The 19,012-nt window shown below is 65.0% G+C and carries 18 protein-coding genes; 8 read left to right on the top strand and 10 right to left on the bottom strand.

Annotation, left to right across the window (positions count from 1 at the left end; all coding sequences use genetic code 11):
* Positions 1–54 precede the first annotated feature (54 nt).
* The 5 genes from ACQY80_RS02865 to ACQY80_RS02845 are packed head-to-tail and all read right to left on the bottom strand — an operon-like array spanning position 55 to position 4,542.
* Positions 55–357 carry a UBP-type zinc finger domain-containing protein gene (locus ACQY80_RS02865; RefSeq protein WP_428683457.1) on the bottom strand — a complete coding sequence of 101 codons (303 nt, stop codon included), beginning with the start codon at positions 355–357 and terminating at the stop codon, positions 55–57.
* A gap of 50 nt (positions 358–407) precedes the next feature.
* The gene (locus ACQY80_RS02860; RefSeq protein ID WP_428683455.1) at positions 408–1,079 is read right to left on the bottom strand and encodes a spermidine synthase; all 672 of its coding nucleotides are present in this window, start codon (positions 1,077–1,079) and stop codon (positions 408–410) included.
* Positions 1,076–2,329 carry an N-succinylarginine dihydrolase gene (locus ACQY80_RS02855; protein WP_428683453.1) on the bottom strand — a complete coding sequence of 418 codons (1,254 nt, stop codon included), beginning with the start codon at positions 2,327–2,329 and terminating at the stop codon, positions 1,076–1,078. Before ACQY80_RS02855 ends, ACQY80_RS02860 begins: the two co-directional genes overlap by 4 nt.
* Before the next feature lie 3 nt (positions 2,330–2,332).
* Positions 2,333–3,334: an arginine N-succinyltransferase gene (locus tag ACQY80_RS02850; protein WP_428683451.1), complete on the bottom strand. Its 1,002-nt coding sequence runs from the start codon at positions 3,332–3,334 to the stop codon at positions 2,333–2,335.
* Positions 3,331–4,542, bottom strand: a complete 1,212-nt coding sequence (locus ACQY80_RS02845; protein WP_428683449.1) for a hydrolase — start codon at positions 4,540–4,542, stop codon at positions 3,331–3,333. Before ACQY80_RS02845 ends, ACQY80_RS02850 begins: the two co-directional genes overlap by 4 nt.
* A gap of 193 nt (positions 4,543–4,735) precedes the next feature.
* Between ACQY80_RS02845 and ACQY80_RS02840 the strand changes: the two genes are divergently transcribed.
* From ACQY80_RS02840 to ACQY80_RS02810, 7 genes are all read left to right on the top strand, one after another.
* A complete protein-coding gene (locus ACQY80_RS02840) occupies positions 4,736–5,929 on the top strand; it encodes a GGDEF domain-containing protein (protein ID WP_428683447.1) in 1,194 nt (397 codons plus the stop codon).
* Positions 5,930–6,033: 104 nt separating this feature from the next.
* Positions 6,034–8,130, top strand: coding sequence for a malate synthase G (locus ACQY80_RS02835; RefSeq protein ID WP_428683445.1), 2,097 nt, complete (start codon positions 6,034–6,036; stop codon positions 8,128–8,130).
* A gap of 150 nt (positions 8,131–8,280) precedes the next feature.
* Positions 8,281–9,420, top strand: a complete 1,140-nt coding sequence (locus tag ACQY80_RS02830) for a tetratricopeptide repeat protein (protein WP_428683443.1) — start codon at positions 8,281–8,283, stop codon at positions 9,418–9,420.
* A gap of 56 nt (positions 9,421–9,476) precedes the next feature.
* Positions 9,477–9,842 carry a Rap1a/Tai family immunity protein gene (locus tag ACQY80_RS02825; RefSeq protein ID WP_428683441.1) on the top strand — a complete coding sequence of 122 codons (366 nt, stop codon included), beginning with the start codon at positions 9,477–9,479 and terminating at the stop codon, positions 9,840–9,842.
* A gap of 70 nt (positions 9,843–9,912) precedes the next feature.
* Positions 9,913–10,407, top strand: coding sequence for a hypothetical protein (locus ACQY80_RS02820; RefSeq protein ID WP_428683439.1), 495 nt, complete (start codon positions 9,913–9,915; stop codon positions 10,405–10,407).
* 83 nt (positions 10,408–10,490) lie between these two features.
* On the top strand, positions 10,491–12,503 hold the full coding sequence (locus ACQY80_RS02815; RefSeq protein ID WP_428683437.1) for a GMC family oxidoreductase N-terminal domain-containing protein: 2,013 nt from the start codon (positions 10,491–10,493) through the stop codon (positions 12,501–12,503).
* A 28-nt stretch (positions 12,504–12,531) separates the two neighbouring features.
* Positions 12,532–13,260, top strand: a complete 729-nt coding sequence (locus ACQY80_RS02810; RefSeq protein ID WP_428683435.1) for a rhodanese-related sulfurtransferase — start codon at positions 12,532–12,534, stop codon at positions 13,258–13,260.
* A 267-nt stretch (positions 13,261–13,527) separates the two neighbouring features.
* Here ACQY80_RS02810 and ACQY80_RS02805 read toward each other — a convergent pair whose 3' ends face one another.
* From ACQY80_RS02805 to ACQY80_RS02795, 3 genes are all read right to left on the bottom strand, one after another.
* Positions 13,528–13,998: a hypothetical protein gene (locus ACQY80_RS02805; protein WP_428683433.1), complete on the bottom strand. Its 471-nt coding sequence runs from the start codon at positions 13,996–13,998 to the stop codon at positions 13,528–13,530.
* 544 nt (positions 13,999–14,542) lie between these two features.
* Positions 14,543–15,841, bottom strand: a complete 1,299-nt coding sequence (locus ACQY80_RS02800) for a caspase family protein (RefSeq protein ID WP_428683431.1) — start codon at positions 15,839–15,841, stop codon at positions 14,543–14,545.
* 15 nt (positions 15,842–15,856) lie between these two features.
* Positions 15,857–16,483 (bottom strand): class I SAM-dependent methyltransferase, encoded by a 627-nt coding sequence (locus ACQY80_RS02795; RefSeq protein WP_428683429.1) that lies wholly within the window; start codon positions 16,481–16,483, stop codon positions 15,857–15,859.
* A 93-nt stretch (positions 16,484–16,576) separates the two neighbouring features.
* On the opposite strand from ACQY80_RS02795, the gene trxB reads away from it, so the two are divergent.
* On the top strand, positions 16,577–17,542 hold the full coding sequence (gene trxB / locus ACQY80_RS02790) for a thioredoxin-disulfide reductase (protein WP_428683427.1): 966 nt from the start codon (positions 16,577–16,579) through the stop codon (positions 17,540–17,542).
* Here trxB and ACQY80_RS02785 read toward each other — a convergent pair.
* Together ACQY80_RS02785 and ACQY80_RS02780 are read right to left on the bottom strand one after the other, a co-directional pair.
* Entirely contained in the window at positions 17,539–18,357 is an 819-nt protein-coding gene (locus ACQY80_RS02785; RefSeq protein WP_428683425.1) for a hydrolase 1, exosortase A system-associated, read from the bottom strand. The genes trxB and ACQY80_RS02785 overlap by 4 nt on opposite strands.
* Positions 18,342–19,010 (bottom strand): hypothetical protein, encoded by a 669-nt coding sequence (locus ACQY80_RS02780; protein WP_428683423.1) that lies wholly within the window; start codon positions 19,008–19,010, stop codon positions 18,342–18,344. Before ACQY80_RS02780 ends, ACQY80_RS02785 begins: the two co-directional genes overlap by 16 nt.
* Between the last annotated feature and the right edge of the window lie 2 nt (positions 19,011–19,012).

Genomic DNA, 19,012 nt, shown 5'->3' with positions numbered 1-19,012 from the left:
CTGTAAATTAACCCGACAGATCGGGGAAGAGTGCCGTTCAAAAAGGGGGCGGGCTCAGAAAAAGCGCGGGATCGGTCCGATCTGCGGCGTCTGGTCGGGCAGGTCGACGACGACATCGTCGATATAGCACCAGCCCCACCCCTCGGGCGGGTCATAGCCCTCGATGATCGGATGGCCCGTCTCGTGAAAATGCGCGCGGGCGTGGCGAGACGGCGAATCGTCGCAGCAACCGACATGGCCGCAGCTGCGGCAGAGCCGAAGATGAACCCAGATGCCCCCGGTTCGCAGGCAATCCTCGCAACCCTTGGCGCTCGGCGTGACCTCCTGAATGGCGGCTTCATGCGAACAGGCTGACATGGCGCCTCCTTTGCGCCGTCATATTACGCCGTTGGCGGCGGCGGGCAAGGTCAGCCGGCGACCGCGAACCAGATGACGTGCCGGGCGCCCTTGCCATTGCTTCGCGCGCGGACGGCGACCTCGTCGACCCGGAAGCCCGCGGCCGCCAGCCGGCGGGTGAAGCGCGCGTCGGGCGCCGCCGACCAGATCGCAAGGACGCCGCCGGGACGCAGCGCGGCCTGCGCGGCGGCGAGTCCGGCTGGCGAATAGAGGCCGTCATTGGCTTCGCGCACCAGCCCGTCGGGGCCGTTATCGACGTCGAGCAGGATCGCGTCATAGCGCGCCCGCCCGTCCGCGATCGTTTCCGCGACATCATCGACCACCAGATCGACGCGGGGATCCTCGAGGCAGCCAGATGTCAGCTCCACCATCGGCCCGCGCGCCCAGTCGATGATCGCGGGGACAAGCTCGGCGACGGTGATCCTCGCCTTCGGACCGAGCGCCGCCAGTGCGGCACGCAGGGTAAAGCCCATCCCGTAGCCGCCGATCAGCAGATGCGCGCTGTCGGGCGCGCGCAGCCGGTCGCAGCTCATCACCGCCAGCGCCTCTTCGGAACCGCTCATCCGGCTGTTCATCAGCTCGTTGCCGCCGATCGCGATGATGAAGTCATCACCTCGCCGATACAGCCGCAGCTCGTCGCCGCCCGGGATTCGGGCCGTGTCGATCAGTTCGCGGATCTTCAACGAGCCAGCCCGGTCAGGTCGAGTTCGGCCAGCAGCGCCGCGCGCGCCTTGCGGACGTCGTTAACAAGCGCGGGCGAGGCCAAGTCGCCCGGCGCTATCGCTTCGGGCCAGTGCGCGGCAACGACCGACGCAATGCGGTCGAGCCTCGCGTCGTCGGCGAGGAAGCGGGGATCGACCGTCGCCGGATCGGCAACGACGCGCAGGCGCAGACAGGCGGGGCCGCCGCCATTCGCCATCGACTGGCGGACATCGACCGGCAGCAGGCGGCGGATCGGGCCGTTGCCGGCGATATGATCCTCCAGCCAGTTCCAGACGGGCGCCATCTCACGCGCTTCGGTCGGCAGGACCAGCCCCATGCCGCCGCCGTCGGGCAGGCTGACGAGCTGGGCGTTGAACAGATAGGATTTGATTGCCTCGGGCAGGCTCACCGCGCTTGCGGGCACCTCGACGATCTCGACCTCGGGGAAGGCGGCGCGGATCTGGGCATGCGCCTCTTCGCGGTTCTCGAAGGCAGTTTCGTGGGTGAACAGCACGCGTTCGTTCGCCACCGCGACGACGTCGTTGTGAAAGGCGCCGCCCTGGATCGCGGTGTCCGACTGGCGGATGAAGAGCGTGCGCGCCGGATCGAGCCCGTGCTTGCGCGCGATCGCCTTCGACGCATCGAGATGCTGGCGCGCCGGAAAGCGGCCCCCTCCGACACCATAGACAAAGATTTCGACCCCCGCCGAACCATGGCCGTCGCACAGCCGCATATGGTTCGCCGCGCCTTCGTCGCCGAAGGGCGCGGGCACGGGCCCGTGCACGACGAAGGCGGGATCGGCGAAGGCGAGACGGAGCTGCGCCAGCGTGCCCTGCCATTCATGACTGCGGTGCGGCATGGTGACGAGGTTGGCGACGGTCAGGTGGCACTTGCCATCGGCGCTGTCGGGCGCGGGCGAGACGGTCGCGGCATTCGCTGCCCACATCGATGACGCCGACCAGGCCTGCGCGCGCAAGTGCGTCTCGGCGGCTTCGAGCGAGGTGCCGAGCGTTTCGAGCCAAGGCGCATCGGGCCGGTCGAGCGGCATGAAAAAGCCTTGGGGGAGCCCGAGCGCGATATTGTGGCGCATCTTCTCGATGCCCTGCAACGCTGCCGCGCGTGGCTGCGACACGTCGCCGGCGTTGCTCGCCGAGGCGATGTTGCCGCGGCTAAGGCCCGCATAATTATGGCTCGGGCCGATGAGGCCGTCGAAATTGATTTCGGTGATCATGGCTTAACGCCCGATCCAGCTGATCTGGTCGCCTGCGCCGATGCCCAATATGCGCGCCGTGTCGGCGTCGATGGTGCCGCCATCGCCGACGGTACCGAAACAGCAACGGAAGTCGGCAAGCCGGCCGGTCGCGATCAGCGCGTCGCTGCCGCCTTCGGCGATTCCCGTCACCTCGATATGCTTGGCGTCGCGAATGCTCGCGACCTGATCGGTGCGCGCGGTCATCGTCGGGCCGCCGTCGAAGATGTCGACGTAATTTTCGAACGCGAAGCCTTCATTCTCCAGCATCCGCATCGCGGCGCGGCCGGTCGGGTGGGGCACGCCGATGACGCTGCGCGCATGGTCGCCAAGCATCGCGATATAGACGGGATGCTTGGGCATCAGATCGGCGATGAACTGGTTGCCGTGGACCGCGTTGAACTGGTCGGCTTCCTGGAAATTCATCCCGAAGAATTTGCCCGCGACCCCGTCCCAGAAGGGCGAGCCGCCGGCCTCGTCGATCACGCCGCGCAGCTCGGCAAGGATGCGGTCACCGAAACGCGCACGGTGACGGGCGATGAACAGATAGCGCGATCGCGCAAGCAGCAGCCCGAGCCCGCCGGCGCGCGCCGCGGGGTGCAGGAACAGTCCGCCGACCTCGCTCGCGCCGTTGAGGTCGTTGCTCAGCATCAGCACCTGGGCGTGAAAGGTGCGGTCGAGCTGCTCGCTATGCTTGCTGTCGGTTCCGATACGGTAAGAGTAGAAGGGCCAGCGCTGGCCGACTTGCCCGAATATCTGGCAGGTGCCGCGGACTTCGCCGCTGTCCAGATCCTCGAGCACCATCAGATAGAGTTCGTCCGCCGGATATTCCTTCTCGGACCTGAAGCCTGCATCGGCACGTTCCAGCTTGGCGCGCAGCGCTTGCCTGTCGGGGGGCAGGTTGGTGAAGCCGCCACCGGTCAGCTTCGCCATCTCGTAAATGCTCTGCAGGTCGCCCGGCTTGGCCGCCCGGATCACATAATTCACACAGTCCCCCGTTCCGCTATTTTTATCATGGTCAGCGCCGACAGCTGTGCGCGCTCGGCAAGGCTGTCGACGATCAGAAATTCGTCCGACGAATGGATGGCGCCGCCGCGCGGGCCCATCGTGTCGACCACCGGCACGCCGCACGCGGCGATATTGTTGCCGTCGCAGACGCCGCCCGTCGCGTTCCAGCTGATCGGCGGCAGGCCGAGCGCGGCGCCGCAGTCGCGGACCAGCTCGAACAGGCGCGTTGCGGCCGCATCGAGGGGCTTCGGCGGGCGATTGAAGCCGCCGTAGAGATGGCAATGCACGTCATGGTCGCGCGAGATCGCGCCGATTGCATCGCGCAGCGCCGCTTCGGCCGCCGCCATCGCGTCGGGCGTCATCGGTCGCATGTTGACGCGCAGGATGGCCTGGTCGGGGACGACATTGTTCGGCCCGCCGCCATCGATCTTCGCGGGATTGACCTTGAGATCGGCGGATTTCAACGCATTGAGCCGCAGAGCCAGATCGGCTGCGGCGACCAGTGCGTTGCGGCCCTCCTCGGGGTTGCGCCCGGCGTGCGCCGAACGGCCGTGGATCAGGACCGAGAAATTGCCGCTTCCAGGCCGCGCCCCCGCGAGCGTGCCGTCGGGCAGCGCGGGTTCATAGGTCAGCGCCGCAGTCTTGCCCTGCGCAAGGTCTGCGATCAGCCCGGCCGATGCCTGGCTTCCGGTTTCCTCGTCGCTGTTGATCATCACGTCATAGCCGATACGGCCCGCGAACGGCGAGGTTTCGAGCGCGGTGAGCGCGGCGAGAATCACTGAGATGCCCGCCTTCATGTCGGCGGTTCCGGGACCGTTGAGCACGCCGGGCTCGAGCCATTTGAGCGTCTGAAACGGATGATCGGCGGCGAACACCGTATCCATATGGCCGGTGAGCAACAGCTGCACAGGCGCTTCGGGGCGGACGCGAAGATGCAGATGGTCGCCGCGCTGGATCGTCTTCACGGTGCCGGCGGCATCGACGCTTTCGATCGGATCGGGCGCAACAAGTCGCACCGCGCCGGGCAGCGCTGCAAAGGCATCGGCGAGTTGGCCCGCCACGGTTTTCAGGCCGGCGAGGTTGCCGGTGCCGCTGTTCACCGCAGCCCATTGCTCGACCTGATCGAGCATCGGGGCGTCGGCCGCGCGTTCGAGCGTTGCGCTTTCGCTTGCGGTTAGGATCGTCATCGCACGGCTATAGCGATGGGCGAGTGTCTTTGGCACCCCCCGGCCCGGCATTTTGTCGTCACGATACCGTAAGTCACTGATATCTGCGCCGCGCGCGCGTCATGACACGCGCGAATCATTTTGGGGTGCGGGGGCATTAACCGAAATTTTGTGGCCGCGTCGCTACGCCGGTCGAATAATGACGAGTGGGTCGATGACTGCTGCCTTTGTGCTTGGCATCAATATGTCCGTGGCCGGCATTTTTGCCGTGGCCTTCGCTGTGGTAGCCGTAACCAACCGGCTGGCCCGCGGGGCCTGGTGGCTTGCGCTTGGCTGCGGCATGGGAATCGTCAACGTCGGGCTGGAATTCCTGCTGCGGCAACAGAGCGATCCGGTGCCGGTCAGCATCGCCCTCTTCCTCGTTTTCCTTTCGGCGCTCAGCTTCGCGCTGATCGGGGTCGCGCGCCATTATCGCGCCGAGCCGCCCTGGACCGCGATGACGGCGATCTGGATCTTGACGGTCTTGCTGGTGCCCGCGATCTTCAGCATGCCCTATGGCTCGCTGCCCCGGCTGGCGCTCTATCAGCTTCCCTATTTTGCCATGCAGGCGCTGTTCGGGATCATGATCTGGCGCTCGCGACGCCGGCAGCCGCTCGATCTGCTGCTCGTCGCGCTGCAGGCGATCTCGGCGACGATTTATCTGCTCAAGCCGCTGTTCGCCATGATGGTGGGGACGGCGCGGACGCCGCAGGACTATATGGAGACGACCTACGCCGCGATCTCGCAAAGCGGCAGCGTGGTGGTGTTGATGGCGACCGGGCTCGTCATGCTGTTGGTGATCATGCGCGATACAACGGCCGAGATGATCGCCCGCTCCGAAACCGACCCGCTGTCGGGTGTCCTCAACCGTCGTGGTTTCGAACGTCATGCCGAGGTCGCGCTCGCACGGGGAGAGGGCGATGCGGTCCTGATCGCCGCCGATCTCGACCATTTCAAACAGATCAATGACAGTTTCGGCCATGCCGCAGGCGACGGCGTTATCGCACATTTTGCTGCGATGCTGACCGAGGCGGCGCCTCCCGAAGCGATTGTCGGGCGAGTCGGCGGCGAGGAGTTCGCGGTCCTCCTGCCCGCGGCGCTGCTCTCCGACGGACGGCTCTATGCCGAAGCGGTCCGCGCTGCCTTTGCGACGGCGCAGTTGCCGGTGCTTGGCGTCGATCGCCGGTTCACCGCTTCGTTCGGGGTCGCGCAACTGGTGCCGCCGGAACAGCTGTCGGACCTGCTGCATCGCGCAGACACCGCGCTCTATCGGGCAAAGGCGGGCGGGCGAAACCAGGTCCGCGTTGCGCTCGCTGATCTGCCATCGATCGCGGTGTCCGGCGTCGCCAAACGGCGAGAAGCGGTCTGAACCCCATCGGGGCCATTGCCATTCCCCGTCATTCACGCCATAGGGCGGCGGCCCTTTCCTCCCCGGATCCACTGGCGCAATCGCGCTGACCAAAGGGTGCTTTAATGACTGACTTCCTGGGCCGCAGCGGCATTTCCGTTGATTCGCGCCTCGTCGCCTTCATCGAAGAAAAGGCTCTTCCGGGCACCGGGGTCGAACCGCAGGCATTCTGGGCCGATTTCGCAACATTGCTCGGCACATTCGCGCCCGAAAACGCCGCGCTGCTCGCAAAGCGCGAAGACCTGCAGGCCAAAATCGATGCCTGGCATCAGGCGCGGGAAGGGCAGGCGCATGACGCCGCCGCCTATCAGGCCTTCCTCCGCGAGATTGGCTACCTCGTCCCCGAACCCGCGCCGTTCAAGGTCGGCACCGAAAATGTCGATGCCGAGATCGCGGCGATGGCGGGGCCGCAGCTCGTCGTGCCCGCATTGAACGCCCGCTTTGCGCTCAACGCCGCCAACGCGCGTTGGGGCAGCCTGTACGACGCGCTGTACGGCACCGACGCCCTCGACGCGCCGCAAGCGACGCCGGGCGGCTATGACGCTGCTCGTGGTGCGGCGGTGATCGCGCGTGCAAAGGCGTTCCTCGATGAGGCGGTGCCGCTCGCTACGGGCAGCTGGGCCGACTGGCAGGGTGGCCAACTCACGCTCGCCGATCCGGCGCAATTGGCAGGCAACAAGCCGGGCGGTATCCTGCTCAAGCATAATGGCCTGCACATCGAACTGGTGATCGACCCGGACAGCGCGATCGGCAGGACCGACCCGGCGGGTATCGCCGACGTCATACTCGAAGCCGCGCTGACAACGATCATCGATCTCGAGGACAGCGTCGCGGCGGTCGATGGTGAGGACAAGGCGCTCGGCTACACCAACTGGCTCGGCCTGATGCGCGGCGACCTTGTCGAAAGCTTTGCGAAGGGCGGGCAGACCGTCACCCGCGCGATGGAAGGTGACCGCGAATGGACCTCGCCGTCGGGAGAGGCTTTCACGCTGCACGGCCGGAGCGTGATGTTCGTCCGCAACGTCGGCCATCTGATGACGACGCCGATGATCAGGCTTCCGAACGGTGCCGAAGCGCCCGAAGGGCTGTGCGACGCGGTGATCACCAGCCTTTGTTCGCTGCACGACCTCAAGGGCCTCGGCAAACTGAAGAACAGCCGCGCCGGCAGCATCTATATCGTGAAGCCGAAGCAGCATGGGCCGGAGGAGTGCGGTTTCACCGATCGCCTCTTCAACGCCGTCGAGGATATGCTTGGCCTCGCGCGTCACACGATGAAGGTCGGCGTGATGGACGAGGAGCGCCGTACCAGCGCGAACCTCGCCGCGTGCATCGAGGCGGTGAAGGACCGCATCGTGTTCATCAACACCGGTTTCCTCGACCGCACGGGCGATGAAATCCATACCAGCATGCGCGCGGGCCCGATGATCCCGAAGGGCGAGATGAAGGCGTCGGACTGGATCGCGTCCTATGAGGATCGCAACGTCCGCATCGGTCTGGCCTGCGGGCTTTCGGGCAAGGCGCAGATCGGCAAGGGTATGTGGGCGATGCCTGATCTGATGCGCGTGATGCTCGAGGCCAAGATTGGCCATCCGAAGAGCGGCGCGAACACCGCTTGGGTGCCGTCGCCGACCGCCGCGACGCTTCACGCGCTGCACTATCATCAGGTCGACGTCTTCGCGCGGCAGAAGGAGATCGCGAGAGAGGCCGTGCCGTCGCTCGACCGGCTGCTCAACATTCCGGTCGCGACGGGGCGCAATTGGAGCGAAGCCGAAATTACGCGCGAGCTCGACAATAATTGCCAGGGCATCCTCGGCTATGTCGTGCGCTGGATCGATCAGGGCGTGGGCTGTTCGAAGGTGCCCGACATCGACGATGTTGGCCTGATGGAGGACCGCGCGACCTTGCGCATCGCCAGTCAGGCGCTCGCCAACTGGCTGCTCCACGGCGTCTGCAGCGAGGCGCAGGTCGATGCCGCGCTGGCGCGTATGGCGGTGAAGGTCGATGCGCAGAATGCGGGCGATCCACTGTACGAGAAGCTGGCGCCCGACGGGATTGCGTATCGGGCGGCGCGCGCGCTGATCTTCGAAGGCGTGACCCAGCCGTCGGGTTATACCGAGCCGCTGCTCCACAAATACCGGCAGGAAAAGAAGGCGGCGGCGTGACGCTGTCCGCTTCGTGCCTTTGCGGCGCAGGCAACGGCATCGTCAGGGGATAGCCGATAAGCCGTTGTGAACATTGGCGGGCAGGACTATTCCGGGGCGTCCCGCGAACGAGAGTTCGTGGGTGCTTTGCCGGCGAAAGGCCGAATGCTGATGGATTCTGCCCGGTTCACCTCTATCGCGGCCGCGACGCTGTTTTCGCTCGCCATGCCGTTCGCGGCTGCGGCGTGGGAGCCGCCGGGCAGTGTGATGGAAATCGGCGGCGCGCGGCTCTCGCTCTCGTCTCAGGAAATGAAGGCGCTGTCGGAACTCGGCGGCCTCGTCCGCGGAGGGGGACAGGCAGCGCGTCAGGATCGCGCGCTCGAAGAGGCACGCCGCGTCGCTAGCACCCGCGACGCGCGCCACGTGCTGGCCCTCTATGAACTCGAGCTTGGTAACCAGCGCCGGGACGATGCGATGCGCGCCAAGGCGCTCGACGTGCTGATTACGAGTCCGATGACGCGCTCCGAACGGTTGCCCGGCTATCTCGGCGTTCGCGGGCAGATTGCCTATCGCGCCGGCGACTTCGGCATGGCGGGAAGGCTCTGGTCGCAATTGGCCGAGCTGACGCCGGGCGACCCCGACTCGCTCGCCAATCTGGCGCAGGTCCGGCTGGCGCAGAACGATACGCCGGGAGCGATGGAACTGCTCGACCGCGCAATTGCAGCGCGCGCGGCATTGGGCCAGCAACCGTCCGAAATATGGTATCGCCAACGGCTGAGCATCGCGCAGCAGGGCAATCTGGTCGAACCCGGTATCGCGGCGGCGCGCGCGCTGGTCGGGAGCTATCCGACGGCCGGGAATTGGCGGATCGCGCTGGTCGTCTATCGCCAGCTTGGCACGGTGGACGAAGGGCTCGAGATCGATATCCTTCGCCTGATGCGCCATGTCGGCGTTTTGCAGCAGGCGGCTGAATATCAGCGCATGGCGCAGTTGCTCCGCCAGTCGGGAGAGCCGGTGGAAGCGAAGGCGGTGCTGGACGAAGGGGTAAAGCGCGGGCTGCTCGACGCTGGCACCTCCCCGACGCGCGACATATTCGCTGAGGTCGATCGCGCGATTGCGAAAAAGCTGAAAGCGGCGCTGCCGCCGTCGGGCAGCGCGGGGGTCCGGATCGGATCGTCGCGGCTTCTCGTCGGCCAACGTGCGGAGGCGGAGGCCGCATTCCGGTCGGCGGCGGCGGACCCGTCGGCCGGCCGGTACGCCGATCTTGCCTTTTTCTGGCTGGCGGCGCTGCAACAGACGCCTGCGTCCTAGCGCTCGTCTTTACGGCGCGATAGGACGCGTCCGGGGTCGATCATCTGGGGGATCATATGATCAGGAAAATCACGCTTTCGTTCGCGGCATTTGCCACGATGGCCATCGCGCCGGTTTCGGCGCAGGACACCACGCCGTCGAGCGGTGTCTTCAAGACCGGCCAGCAGGTCTATGACCTGTGCGTGTCGAGCAACACGGCCGATCTCGACAATTGCGACTATTTCATCATGGGCGCGCATGACATGGTCAAATTCTTTGGCGATACCGACATGATCGATAGCAAGATCTGTCTGCCCGAGGGGATCAAGGCGATCGCGGTGCGCAATGTCGTGCTCGCATACTGGCGCGCGAAAATCGTTCGGCTCAAATATTCCGCAGTCAGCGGGATCAGCAACGCGCTGGCGGAGAAATACGGCTGCTAGCCACGGCATTATTCGCTGGCAATCGGTGCTTGGGCGGCTAGAACATAGAGGGAACATAAAGGGGTCCTCCATGTCGAAATCCGTCGGCGCTGATTATCGCCACTATGCCAAGCAGGCCGTCTTTTCCGGGCTGCGCGAGGCGGGCGAGGCAGAGTTCAAATATTATCACCTGACCGCCGCCGACGCCCCGGTTCCGGACGAGGTCGCGGCGCTGGGCGAGGCGTGGTTCGCAACGCACGCCGGGACGACCGTCGAACCCGGCGATTGCGGGTTCGTGCTTCTCCATCGCTGCGGCGCCGATTTCTATTTCCTGCTGGTGTCGGTGTGGCGCGGCGCGAACGAGCTGTGGGAAGCGGTCTGGTATCGCCATGGCGACATGGCCGCTTTCGCGCCGTTCGATCCCGCCTATCCGGATGCAGCTGGGGTCGTACGGCCGACCTTTTGCGTATGGGAACTCGGCATCGTCGCGCATGAAGCGCTCGCATGGGGGCGCTATCTGGCATCGTCCCGCGACGATACGGATCGTGCGGCGTGGCGGTGCGATATATTCAACGGACTCGTTTAGCTGCCGCTCCGGTACAATACCGCCTTGCTTTTCGGGCTTACAGGTCCGCATTTACGCAGCGGGGAATGCAAAGGGGCAGGGCGATGGCGGCACCGTTTAATTTCGGGCAGCTCAAATTTCTGAAGGCGCTGACCGAGGCGCTGTTTCACGATGCCGATATGGCGATTACGCCCGATCAGGTCGTCGCGCATGTCGTCGATCTGTTTGCCAAGGTCGGGGGAACCAAGCTCGACGAGATTCGCCTGTCGCTGACGGCAACCGAGATCGTGCTCGGCCCGATGTTCGCGGCGGTCAGTGTTGCAACCCGCGCCGAACGGATCGCGGACCGGCTGCAGAACAGCCAGATCGACCTGTTCCAGGATATGGCGCGGCTGCGCGGCCTTATCTACGGCTGCTATTATGGTCATTGGCAGGCGGGGCTCGAGCCCGGCGATCAGGACGCGAACGCCGCGAACCCGGTGCACCGGCAGATCGGTTTCACGCTCCCCAAATTCCGCGCACGCGGCGCGGGCGAGATGCCGATCCAGCGCATCGACGGGCGCGAGATCGATCCGGCGCACATCCTGAATGCCGCGAGCCTCGACGACGAATATGATGTGATCGTCGTCGGATCGGGCGCGGGCGGCGCGGTCGCGGCGTATCACATGGCGCACGATCACGGGTATAAGGTGCTGATCGTCGAGGCGGGGCCTTTCTATCCCTCGCCGCGGATCAACCATCATGAACTCGATATGGTCGCGAACCTGTTCAAGCATGGCGCGCTCCAGACCTCGACCAACCGCGATTTCGTGGTGTTTCAGGGGCGCTGCGTCGGTGGCTCGTCAACGATCAACAACGGCATCTGCCTGCGCGTCAACGAAGACGGCCGCACGCACCCTGACGCGGTCGACGTGCTCGCCAAATGGAACAGCATCGGCGCGCCGGTCGACAAGGTCGACTTCCACAAGAGCTATGACGCGATCAAGCTGCGGCTCGGCATCGACCGGATCGAACCGCGCAGCGGGCGGCATAACGGCCCGCACCTGATCAACGGCTGGAACGCCTATGCGCCGACCACGGGTGATCCGAAGGACGGCCGCGCGATCGCCGACTGGTTTGCGAAGAATTTCGGGCCGCCGAACACGCCGACCGCCTGCGCCTATTGCGGCTATTGCAACGCGGGCTGCGCCTATGGCCGGCGGATGGGGATGGCGCAGACCTATCTGCCCGACGCCTGCCGCGAAGGCGCGCGCATCCTGCCGGGGACGAAAGCCGACAGGATCGTCTGGCAGACCGCGATCGACGGACGACGCGAGGCCGAGGCGGTGAAGCTGATCCTGCCCGACGGGACGAAGGCGCTCGTACGCGCCCGCGTCGGCGTGGTCGTTGCGGGCGGCACGATCGCCTCGACGAAACTGCTCGCGCGCAGCGACATCGATGGCACCGGCTATCAGGTGTCGCTCAATATTGCCTCGCCCGTCGTCGCGCTGATGCCGCCGGGTGTCGGCGGCGATGCGTGGGACGAGGATCAGATGGCGAGCTATGTCGACTGCGGCGACTATCTGCTCGAAAGCCATTTCCAGCCGCCGATGGCGATGGCGTCGCTGATGCCCGGCTGGTTCGGCGAGCATGCGGAGCGGATGCAGAATTTCGGCCGCGTCCATTCGGCGGGCATCCTGTTCCCCGCCGACCGGCGCGGGCGGGTGAAGGACGGGAAGCTCGAGTTCAAGCTCGACGTCGACGACGATCTGCCGGTGCTGCGCCGCGCGATGGCGACGCTGACCAAGGTGCATTTCGCCGCCGGCGCGCTTGAATGCTATCCGGCGCTCACCCGCGGACAGACGATCACGCCGGGCATGGATATCGACGCATTCTTCGAGGATGCGATCCGCGAATCCGACGACGTCACCCTGTCGAGCAGCCATCCGCATGGGGGCAACGGCATCAATGAAGACCCGCAATATGGCGTCGTCGATCCCGAATGCCGCGTGCACGGGACAACCAATGTGCTGGTGACCGACGCCAGTGTCTTCCCGACCTGCATCCGCGTCAACGCGCAATGGACCACGATGGCAATGGCGCATTATGCGACCGCGCGGAGCGATCCCTTTCGCTGAGCGCCGATCGCGCCTACATGGCGCCGCGATGACCTTCACCGTTGCCGCCCTCTATCGCTTTGCGCCGTTCGACGATCCCGTCGTGCTGCGACAGCCCTTGCTCGACCTTTGCGCGGAGCGGGGCGTGAAGGGCACGCTGCTCCTCGCGCGCGAAGGGGTCAACGGGACGATCGCGGGCCCGGCGGATGGTATCGCCGCAGTCTTGGCGCATATCCGCGCGCTTCCCGATTGCGCCGACCTCGACGTCAAATATTCGACCGCCGCTGACATGCCGTTCCAGCGGTTGAAAGTGCGGCTGAAGAAGGAAATTGTGACGATGAAGGTGCCGGGGCTCGACCCCGCACGCAACGCGGCGCCTTATATTGACCCCGCCGACTGGAATGCGCTCGTCGACGATCCGGATACGGTGGTGATCGACACGCGCAACGATTTCGAGGTCGGCTATGGCAGCTTCGCCGGCGCGCTCAACCCACACACCAAAAGCTTCGGCGACTTTCCCGGTTGGTGGCGCGATCATGCCGCCGAGTTCGCGGGCAAGCGCATCGCGATGTTCTGCACCGGCGGCATCCGCTGTGAGAAATCGACGGCTTTCCTGCGCAGCGAAGGCGTCGAGGACGTCGTTCATCTGAAAGGCGGCATCCTCGCCTATCTGGAACAGGTGCCCGAGGCCGACACCCGCTGGCACGGCAGCTGCTTCGTCTTCGACGAACGGGTTAGTGTGGGGCATGGGCTGAGAGAGGTTGGGGAGAAGGAATAGCGGAGATAGCCATCTTTCCGGCTTGGGATCGCGAGCGGGCGTTTCCTTATTCCAAAGTTCAGGAAAGTTCAGCCCTGTGCGGTCGCCCGATCAGCTTTTGCCGCGGGCCGGACACATCAAGATTCTGACCGTGGCAGCTCTCGCAAACCCGGCGACAACCGCTTTTATCAACCGAGGGAAAGAGCCGGGATCGACGCTGGCATAGCCGGATATTGTAGGAAAGGCCTTTTTTGACGTCTGCTTAGGGGTGGGAAGCAGACACCAGTCTTAATGTAGATCGATTTGCTTCATCTGCCCTTCGCGGATCGCGATGATCATTTTCGGATACTGACCCAGATGTCCGAAACCGGCCCGGCAGGTTGATTCTCGACCTACAAAGCTCACCTCGTATGCGCAGTCACTCGTGCATTTCGCTCTGTTGATTTCTTCCGCAGCAAAGGCGCTTGGGCGGTCCTCAAGCCAATACATCGGCTCTAGCGTCTGAGTTTCTTCGTACGATCGTGCACCAGGATAGAAAATGGACCATTCAAAGCCCGTAACTAAAATGCCCGCATATTGGCGATCCGCAGAAAATGGATAGCACTTCTCATCCCCAATATAAGTGCCATTAATATCGCCCCCCAAGCAGCGGTCGATGACAGCCTGAGGGGCGGCAAGTTTTAGGCAGTCGAGATTTTTGCTCGGCGTTGGGCTGCACGAAGAAGACAGAAGCGCGCCGATCAGGACGAATTTGTGCATACGCGTTGTCTAATGCATTTTGGAACGTCCGCAATCGGTCGATACCCGTCATTGCATCCAGATCGGGGCGAACGGCGAGAACGGGGCGGGAAGCTGACCTGCAGCTCTAATCCAGACTAAGCGCGGCTTCTCCGATTTTCTCGCCACGGATTACCAGTATGTACTCGCCAGCGGAACCGGGAGGCAGCGCGGTCACTTCGTCGAAGCCGCGCGGAGTTTGGCCCACCACCACAGTTCCCAAATCTCTGCACCAAACGGATTTCTCGACCCTGACTTCCCACACTGCCTTCTCGGAAGCGTCTCCGTCACGATAAAGGGCCGCAGATTCCACGCAGGGCGGCTTCCTATTGGAAAAAAATACTCCCCAGTCTTGAGTCAGATCAGCCCGCGTCCCGCCGCCCTCTTTGCGTATCACTATCTCAATAGGGGGAGGTGAGCAGGAGACGAGCAGCGGGGCGGCAATCCCAACGATAAGAAATAGGGCGGCGCGCTTCATTCAGGAAATATAGCTAATCGGTGAACGTCCGCAATCGGTCGAAAACCGTCACCCCACCGTCAGCGTGTACGTCACCCGATAATCGCTCGCGTCTCCATTGAGCGTCTTGGTGAAAGTTCCCGGCTCGCTGCCGAGGTCTACGGTGCCGATATGGTCGCTGCCGCCGATGTCGTCGAATTCGCGAAGCTGGAAGCTCACGGGCTGGTCGAAGGAGAAAGTTCGGTCGACGACCCAGCTTTCGCCCTTCTTGATCGAGAAGATCTCGCTCTTGCCTTCGGGGAAGCGCTCACCGGTGTTGAAGCGCAGGAAAAGCTGGTCGGGCAGGCCGAGCCCCAGCCGTCCGGTCAGCTTCACGCAATCGACGCGGACGTTCGAAAGGATATATCTGGGGCCGGCCGGTCTTGCGATGGCGGCGGCCAATACGGGTGAAGGCGCCGCCTTCGGGTCTTTGGTCAGCCGTGCGACGCTATCGCTGGCTTGCACCGCGTATCGGCCCGTCGGAAATTCGGCGAGATAGGATTTGAACGCGTCGATGCTGTTGTCGGCCACCGCGCCTTTCCACAGCAACTCTTCCATCGCCGGCCGGTTGGTCGCGCCCGGTCGCGGGACCAGATAAACGGGCGTGCCGGTGATGCTGGCGCTGACGAATGGCCGTTGCTGCCCCGCCGTCGCCGTCAGGACATCGTCACGGATCGCACCGCCCAGCAATTGCACCGGCAGGTCGGGTTGCGGGAGGCGCTTTGCGAGCGAGGTTGCGAAGGGCGAGTTAGCCCCGATGCCGTCGGCGGCGGTCTGCCCCGGACCCGCGGCATAGATGACGAGCACATCGTCGGCCTCGACCCCCGCCAGCCCGTTCACCACCGCGCGCGTTCCCGACTTCCATGTGCGGCCGAACGGATTGTTGCGGCACGAATCGAGGATCACCATGCGGACTTGCGCGCCCGACACCGCTTCCATCATCCGGTCGAGGTTGATAGCCTCATAGGGCAGGTCGAGATCGGATTTGAGCTGCGCGTCGGTCGGGATCAGCCAATTCTTGCCCTGCGCCTCGATCCCGTGCCCGGCATAATAGACCATCGCGACCTCGGCGCCCTCCGCCTTGTCGCGAAAGTCGCGCAGCGCCTTCTGGAACTCGTTGACCGCGAGGTCGGCGGCGACGGTGACATCGTCGAACCCCGCTTGCCGCGCCGCCGCCGCGACCAGCTTGATGTCGTTCGCGGGGTTGGTCAGGCGGCTGGTGTTCGCATAGTCGCTGTTGCCGATGATCAGCGCGACCTTCCGCGCTTCGGCGCCCGTCGGCGTGAAAAGGAAAATCGCGGAGAGTATGACAAGCCAGATACGAACCATCCCGCTATCCTCCCTTCAGGCCGTGGCGCGCGCAGCTCCATATTCGACCCAGCCGAATGGCCGCGGGGTCTTGGGCATATACATCGCGCCCTGCCGCTCCACCGCAAAGCCGGCGCGCTCATAGGCCTCGCCGATTGGGCGCGTGAGGTGGCAATTGCCGCCGATACGCTTCCACAGCGGCTCGATCCGCCGCTGCCATTTCGCGACGCCCGCGTCGGGCGCGCCGCCATGTTCGAGGAACAAGGCCGTCCCGCCGGGCTTCAGCACACGGCGGATTTCGCCCAGCACCGCAGCCTGATCCGCGACCGAGCAGAGGGTGAAAGTCGTCACCACGGTGTCGAAGCGCCCGCTCTCGAACGGCATCGCCTCGCCGACGCCGCCCTGGATATCGGCCTCCATCCCGCGTTCGGCGGTCGCCGCGCGGCTCATCGCGAGCAGTTCGGGTGAGGGGTCGAGCCCCGTGAAGCTCTTGATCCGTGCGGGATCATAGAATTCCATGTTGATGCCGCCGCCGCAGCCAAGCTCCAGAACATCGCCCGCGGCGTGCGGTACGACCTTGCTGCGTGCCTTCATGATCTGCCCCTGCGAGCAGGCGCATTTGATCAGCCGTGGCACTCCATGCCGTTCCCACCAGCTCGCCATATGTCCGACTCCCCTTGGCGCGGAAGGTGAGCCTTGCTAGCGCGGTTGGCAACACCCATCTGTGCGATCCAGCACAGGATCAGAAAGACGCTCATGCCCGCCACGCACCATACCAAGATGCTCATCCTCGGCTCCGGTCCCGCCGGCCTGTCGGCCGCCATTTACGCGGCGCGCGCGGGGATGAAGCCGATCGTCGTGCAGGGGCTCCAGCCCGGAGGCCAGCTCACCATCACCACCGACGTCGAAAATTACCCCGGCTTTGCCGAAGTGGTTCAGGGCCCGTGGCTGATGGAACAGATGACCGCGCAGGCGACGCATGTCGGTACGAGCATGATCTGGGACACGATCGTCGACGTCGACGTCTCGCAGCGGCCGTTCAAGCTGACCGGCGACGGCGGCGACATCTATCTGGCCGAAACTCTGGTGATCGCGACCGGCGCACAGGCGAAATGGCTGGGCGTCGAGGGCGAGCAAGAACTGGGCGGCAAGGGCGTGTCGGCCTGCGCCACGTGCGACGGCTTCTTCTATCGCGGCAAGAAGGTCGTCGTGATCGGCGGCGGCAACACCGCGGTCGAGGAAGCGCTCTACCTCACCAACCATAGCAACGATGTGACATTGATCCACCGCCGCGATCATCTTCGCGCCGAAAAGATCCTGCAGGACCGTCTGCACGCGAATCCCAAGATCAAGGTGCTCTGGAACAAGCGCGTCGACCGTTTCGTCGCGGGCGAGGGCGTTTCAGGGCTCGTCGGCGTGGACCTGATCGACACCGTCACGGGCGCGGCGAGCCACGAGCCGACCGACGGCGGCTTCGTCGCGATCGGCCACAGCCCCTCGACCGAGCTGTTCAAGGGCAAGCTGCCGCTCGATGACGACGGCTATCTGCAGGTGACGCCCGGCACGTCGCTGACCTCAATCCCGGGCGTTTTCGCCGCGGGCGACGTTACCGACAAGGTGTATCGCCAGGCAGTGACCGCAGCGGGCATGGGTTGCATGGCCGCGCTCGACGCCGAACGCTTCCTCGCTGAAGCCGAATATCACGCGATGGTGGATGCTTAAGCGGTAAGCGCCGTAATGATACGCTGATAGAGCCAGTCCGCGTCACCGCCGGCGAAGCTGTGCGACGGGCTGGCGAGCTTTTCAATCCGGACGGTCGATGGATTCGCCTCGATATAGGCGAGCGATGGCGCGAGGGCGTCCATAAAGGCTTGCGCGGTGCGGTCGCCGGTCGCGAGCAGGATCGTCGCGGGGCAGGCCAGCTCGGCGATGATGCTGTCGAGCCGGTCGGCGAGGCTGTCTGGTGTGGGCGGACGTGGCGTCTGCTTCAGTGCCGACAGGCCGCGAAACACTTTCCCGATGTTTATCTCGCCCTTCAGCAGGCGCAGCAAGCTCTTTGGATCTTTCAACCGCGACAGATAGCGCGCGCGGATCGCCGAAGCGGGCGGCAGCGCGGGTTCGCCGGCTTCCTCTTCGCTGTCTTCATAGGTCCACGGATTGGCGATGATCAGGGCGTCGAGCGCAAGCGGCTGGTGCAACAACAGCGCGCTCGCCGCGTCGCAATTGCCGAAGGCGATGATGCGCGTGACCTGCGGTGCCGCCTTGCGGAAGGCGGCGATCGCGGCGGCGATGTCGGGGCCGCTGCTCGTGTAGCTGCCATTGGGGCCATCGCTGTCGCCGATCCCGCGCCGGTCGAAACGGAACACCGGATGGCCTGCCTCGGCGACGCGTTGTGCCAGCATCGCCATGCCCCGATGCGCGCCGCTGCGAACCTCGTGGCCGCCCGACACGATCAGCAGGCCGGTTGTGCCCTCGGCTTCGTCGAGGCTCGCGGCGAGCACCGCGCCCTCGCAGGCAAAGCTCAGCTGATGCCGCATGTCTGGCTCCATGCGATAATGTCGGCGGCCACCGCACGCGCCATCGCGGCGTCTTCGCCGGGCTCGGCGCGAAGCCAAAGCGGCGTTCCTGTGATGCCGTCGGCACCAAGCGCGGCGCTGCGCAGCGGCTCGACGGGCTGCGCCTCGGCGCTGCCAAGCTGCGCCACCATCGCCGGCGAGAGCGCATTGCCAGCGAGCAGCAGCGGCGCGAATCTGGCGGCTTCGTGCAACGTGTCGAGCGAGACGTCGATGCCGGCCTCGCGGTCTGCGGTCACCCGTGCGCGCATCATCGTGCGGAGCAAGGAAGCGCCGCCGACGGGCGCGAGACGCCACCAAGCGGCCGCCTTGGCGCGATGGTCGATCAGCGCTCCGCCGCGGATCGAGGCGATGACGACCTGGCCGTCGAGGCTTGCCGCCACCTCCGCGAGCGCATTCTGCCAGCGCTCCAGATCGACCGTGTCCAGCGCGACAAGGCTTTCATTCTGGCCGGGCAGGTCGGGCAGCACCGCCGCAAATCCGTCCGTAGCAAGCGATCGCATCGCTAGAACCAGCGTGCGGCGCAGCCGGTTCGCTTCATCGAACAGCGGCGGGACGATCAATATGGTGGCGCGGGGTATGCCCGCGGGGTCGATGCGCAGTCGATGTTCGGTCATGG

It is taken from the genome of Sphingopyxis sp., from assembly GCF_965279755.1.
Lineage (GTDB): Bacteria > Pseudomonadota > Alphaproteobacteria > Sphingomonadales > Sphingomonadaceae > Sphingopyxis.
This window is presented reverse-complemented; position numbering and strand designations above follow the sequence as displayed.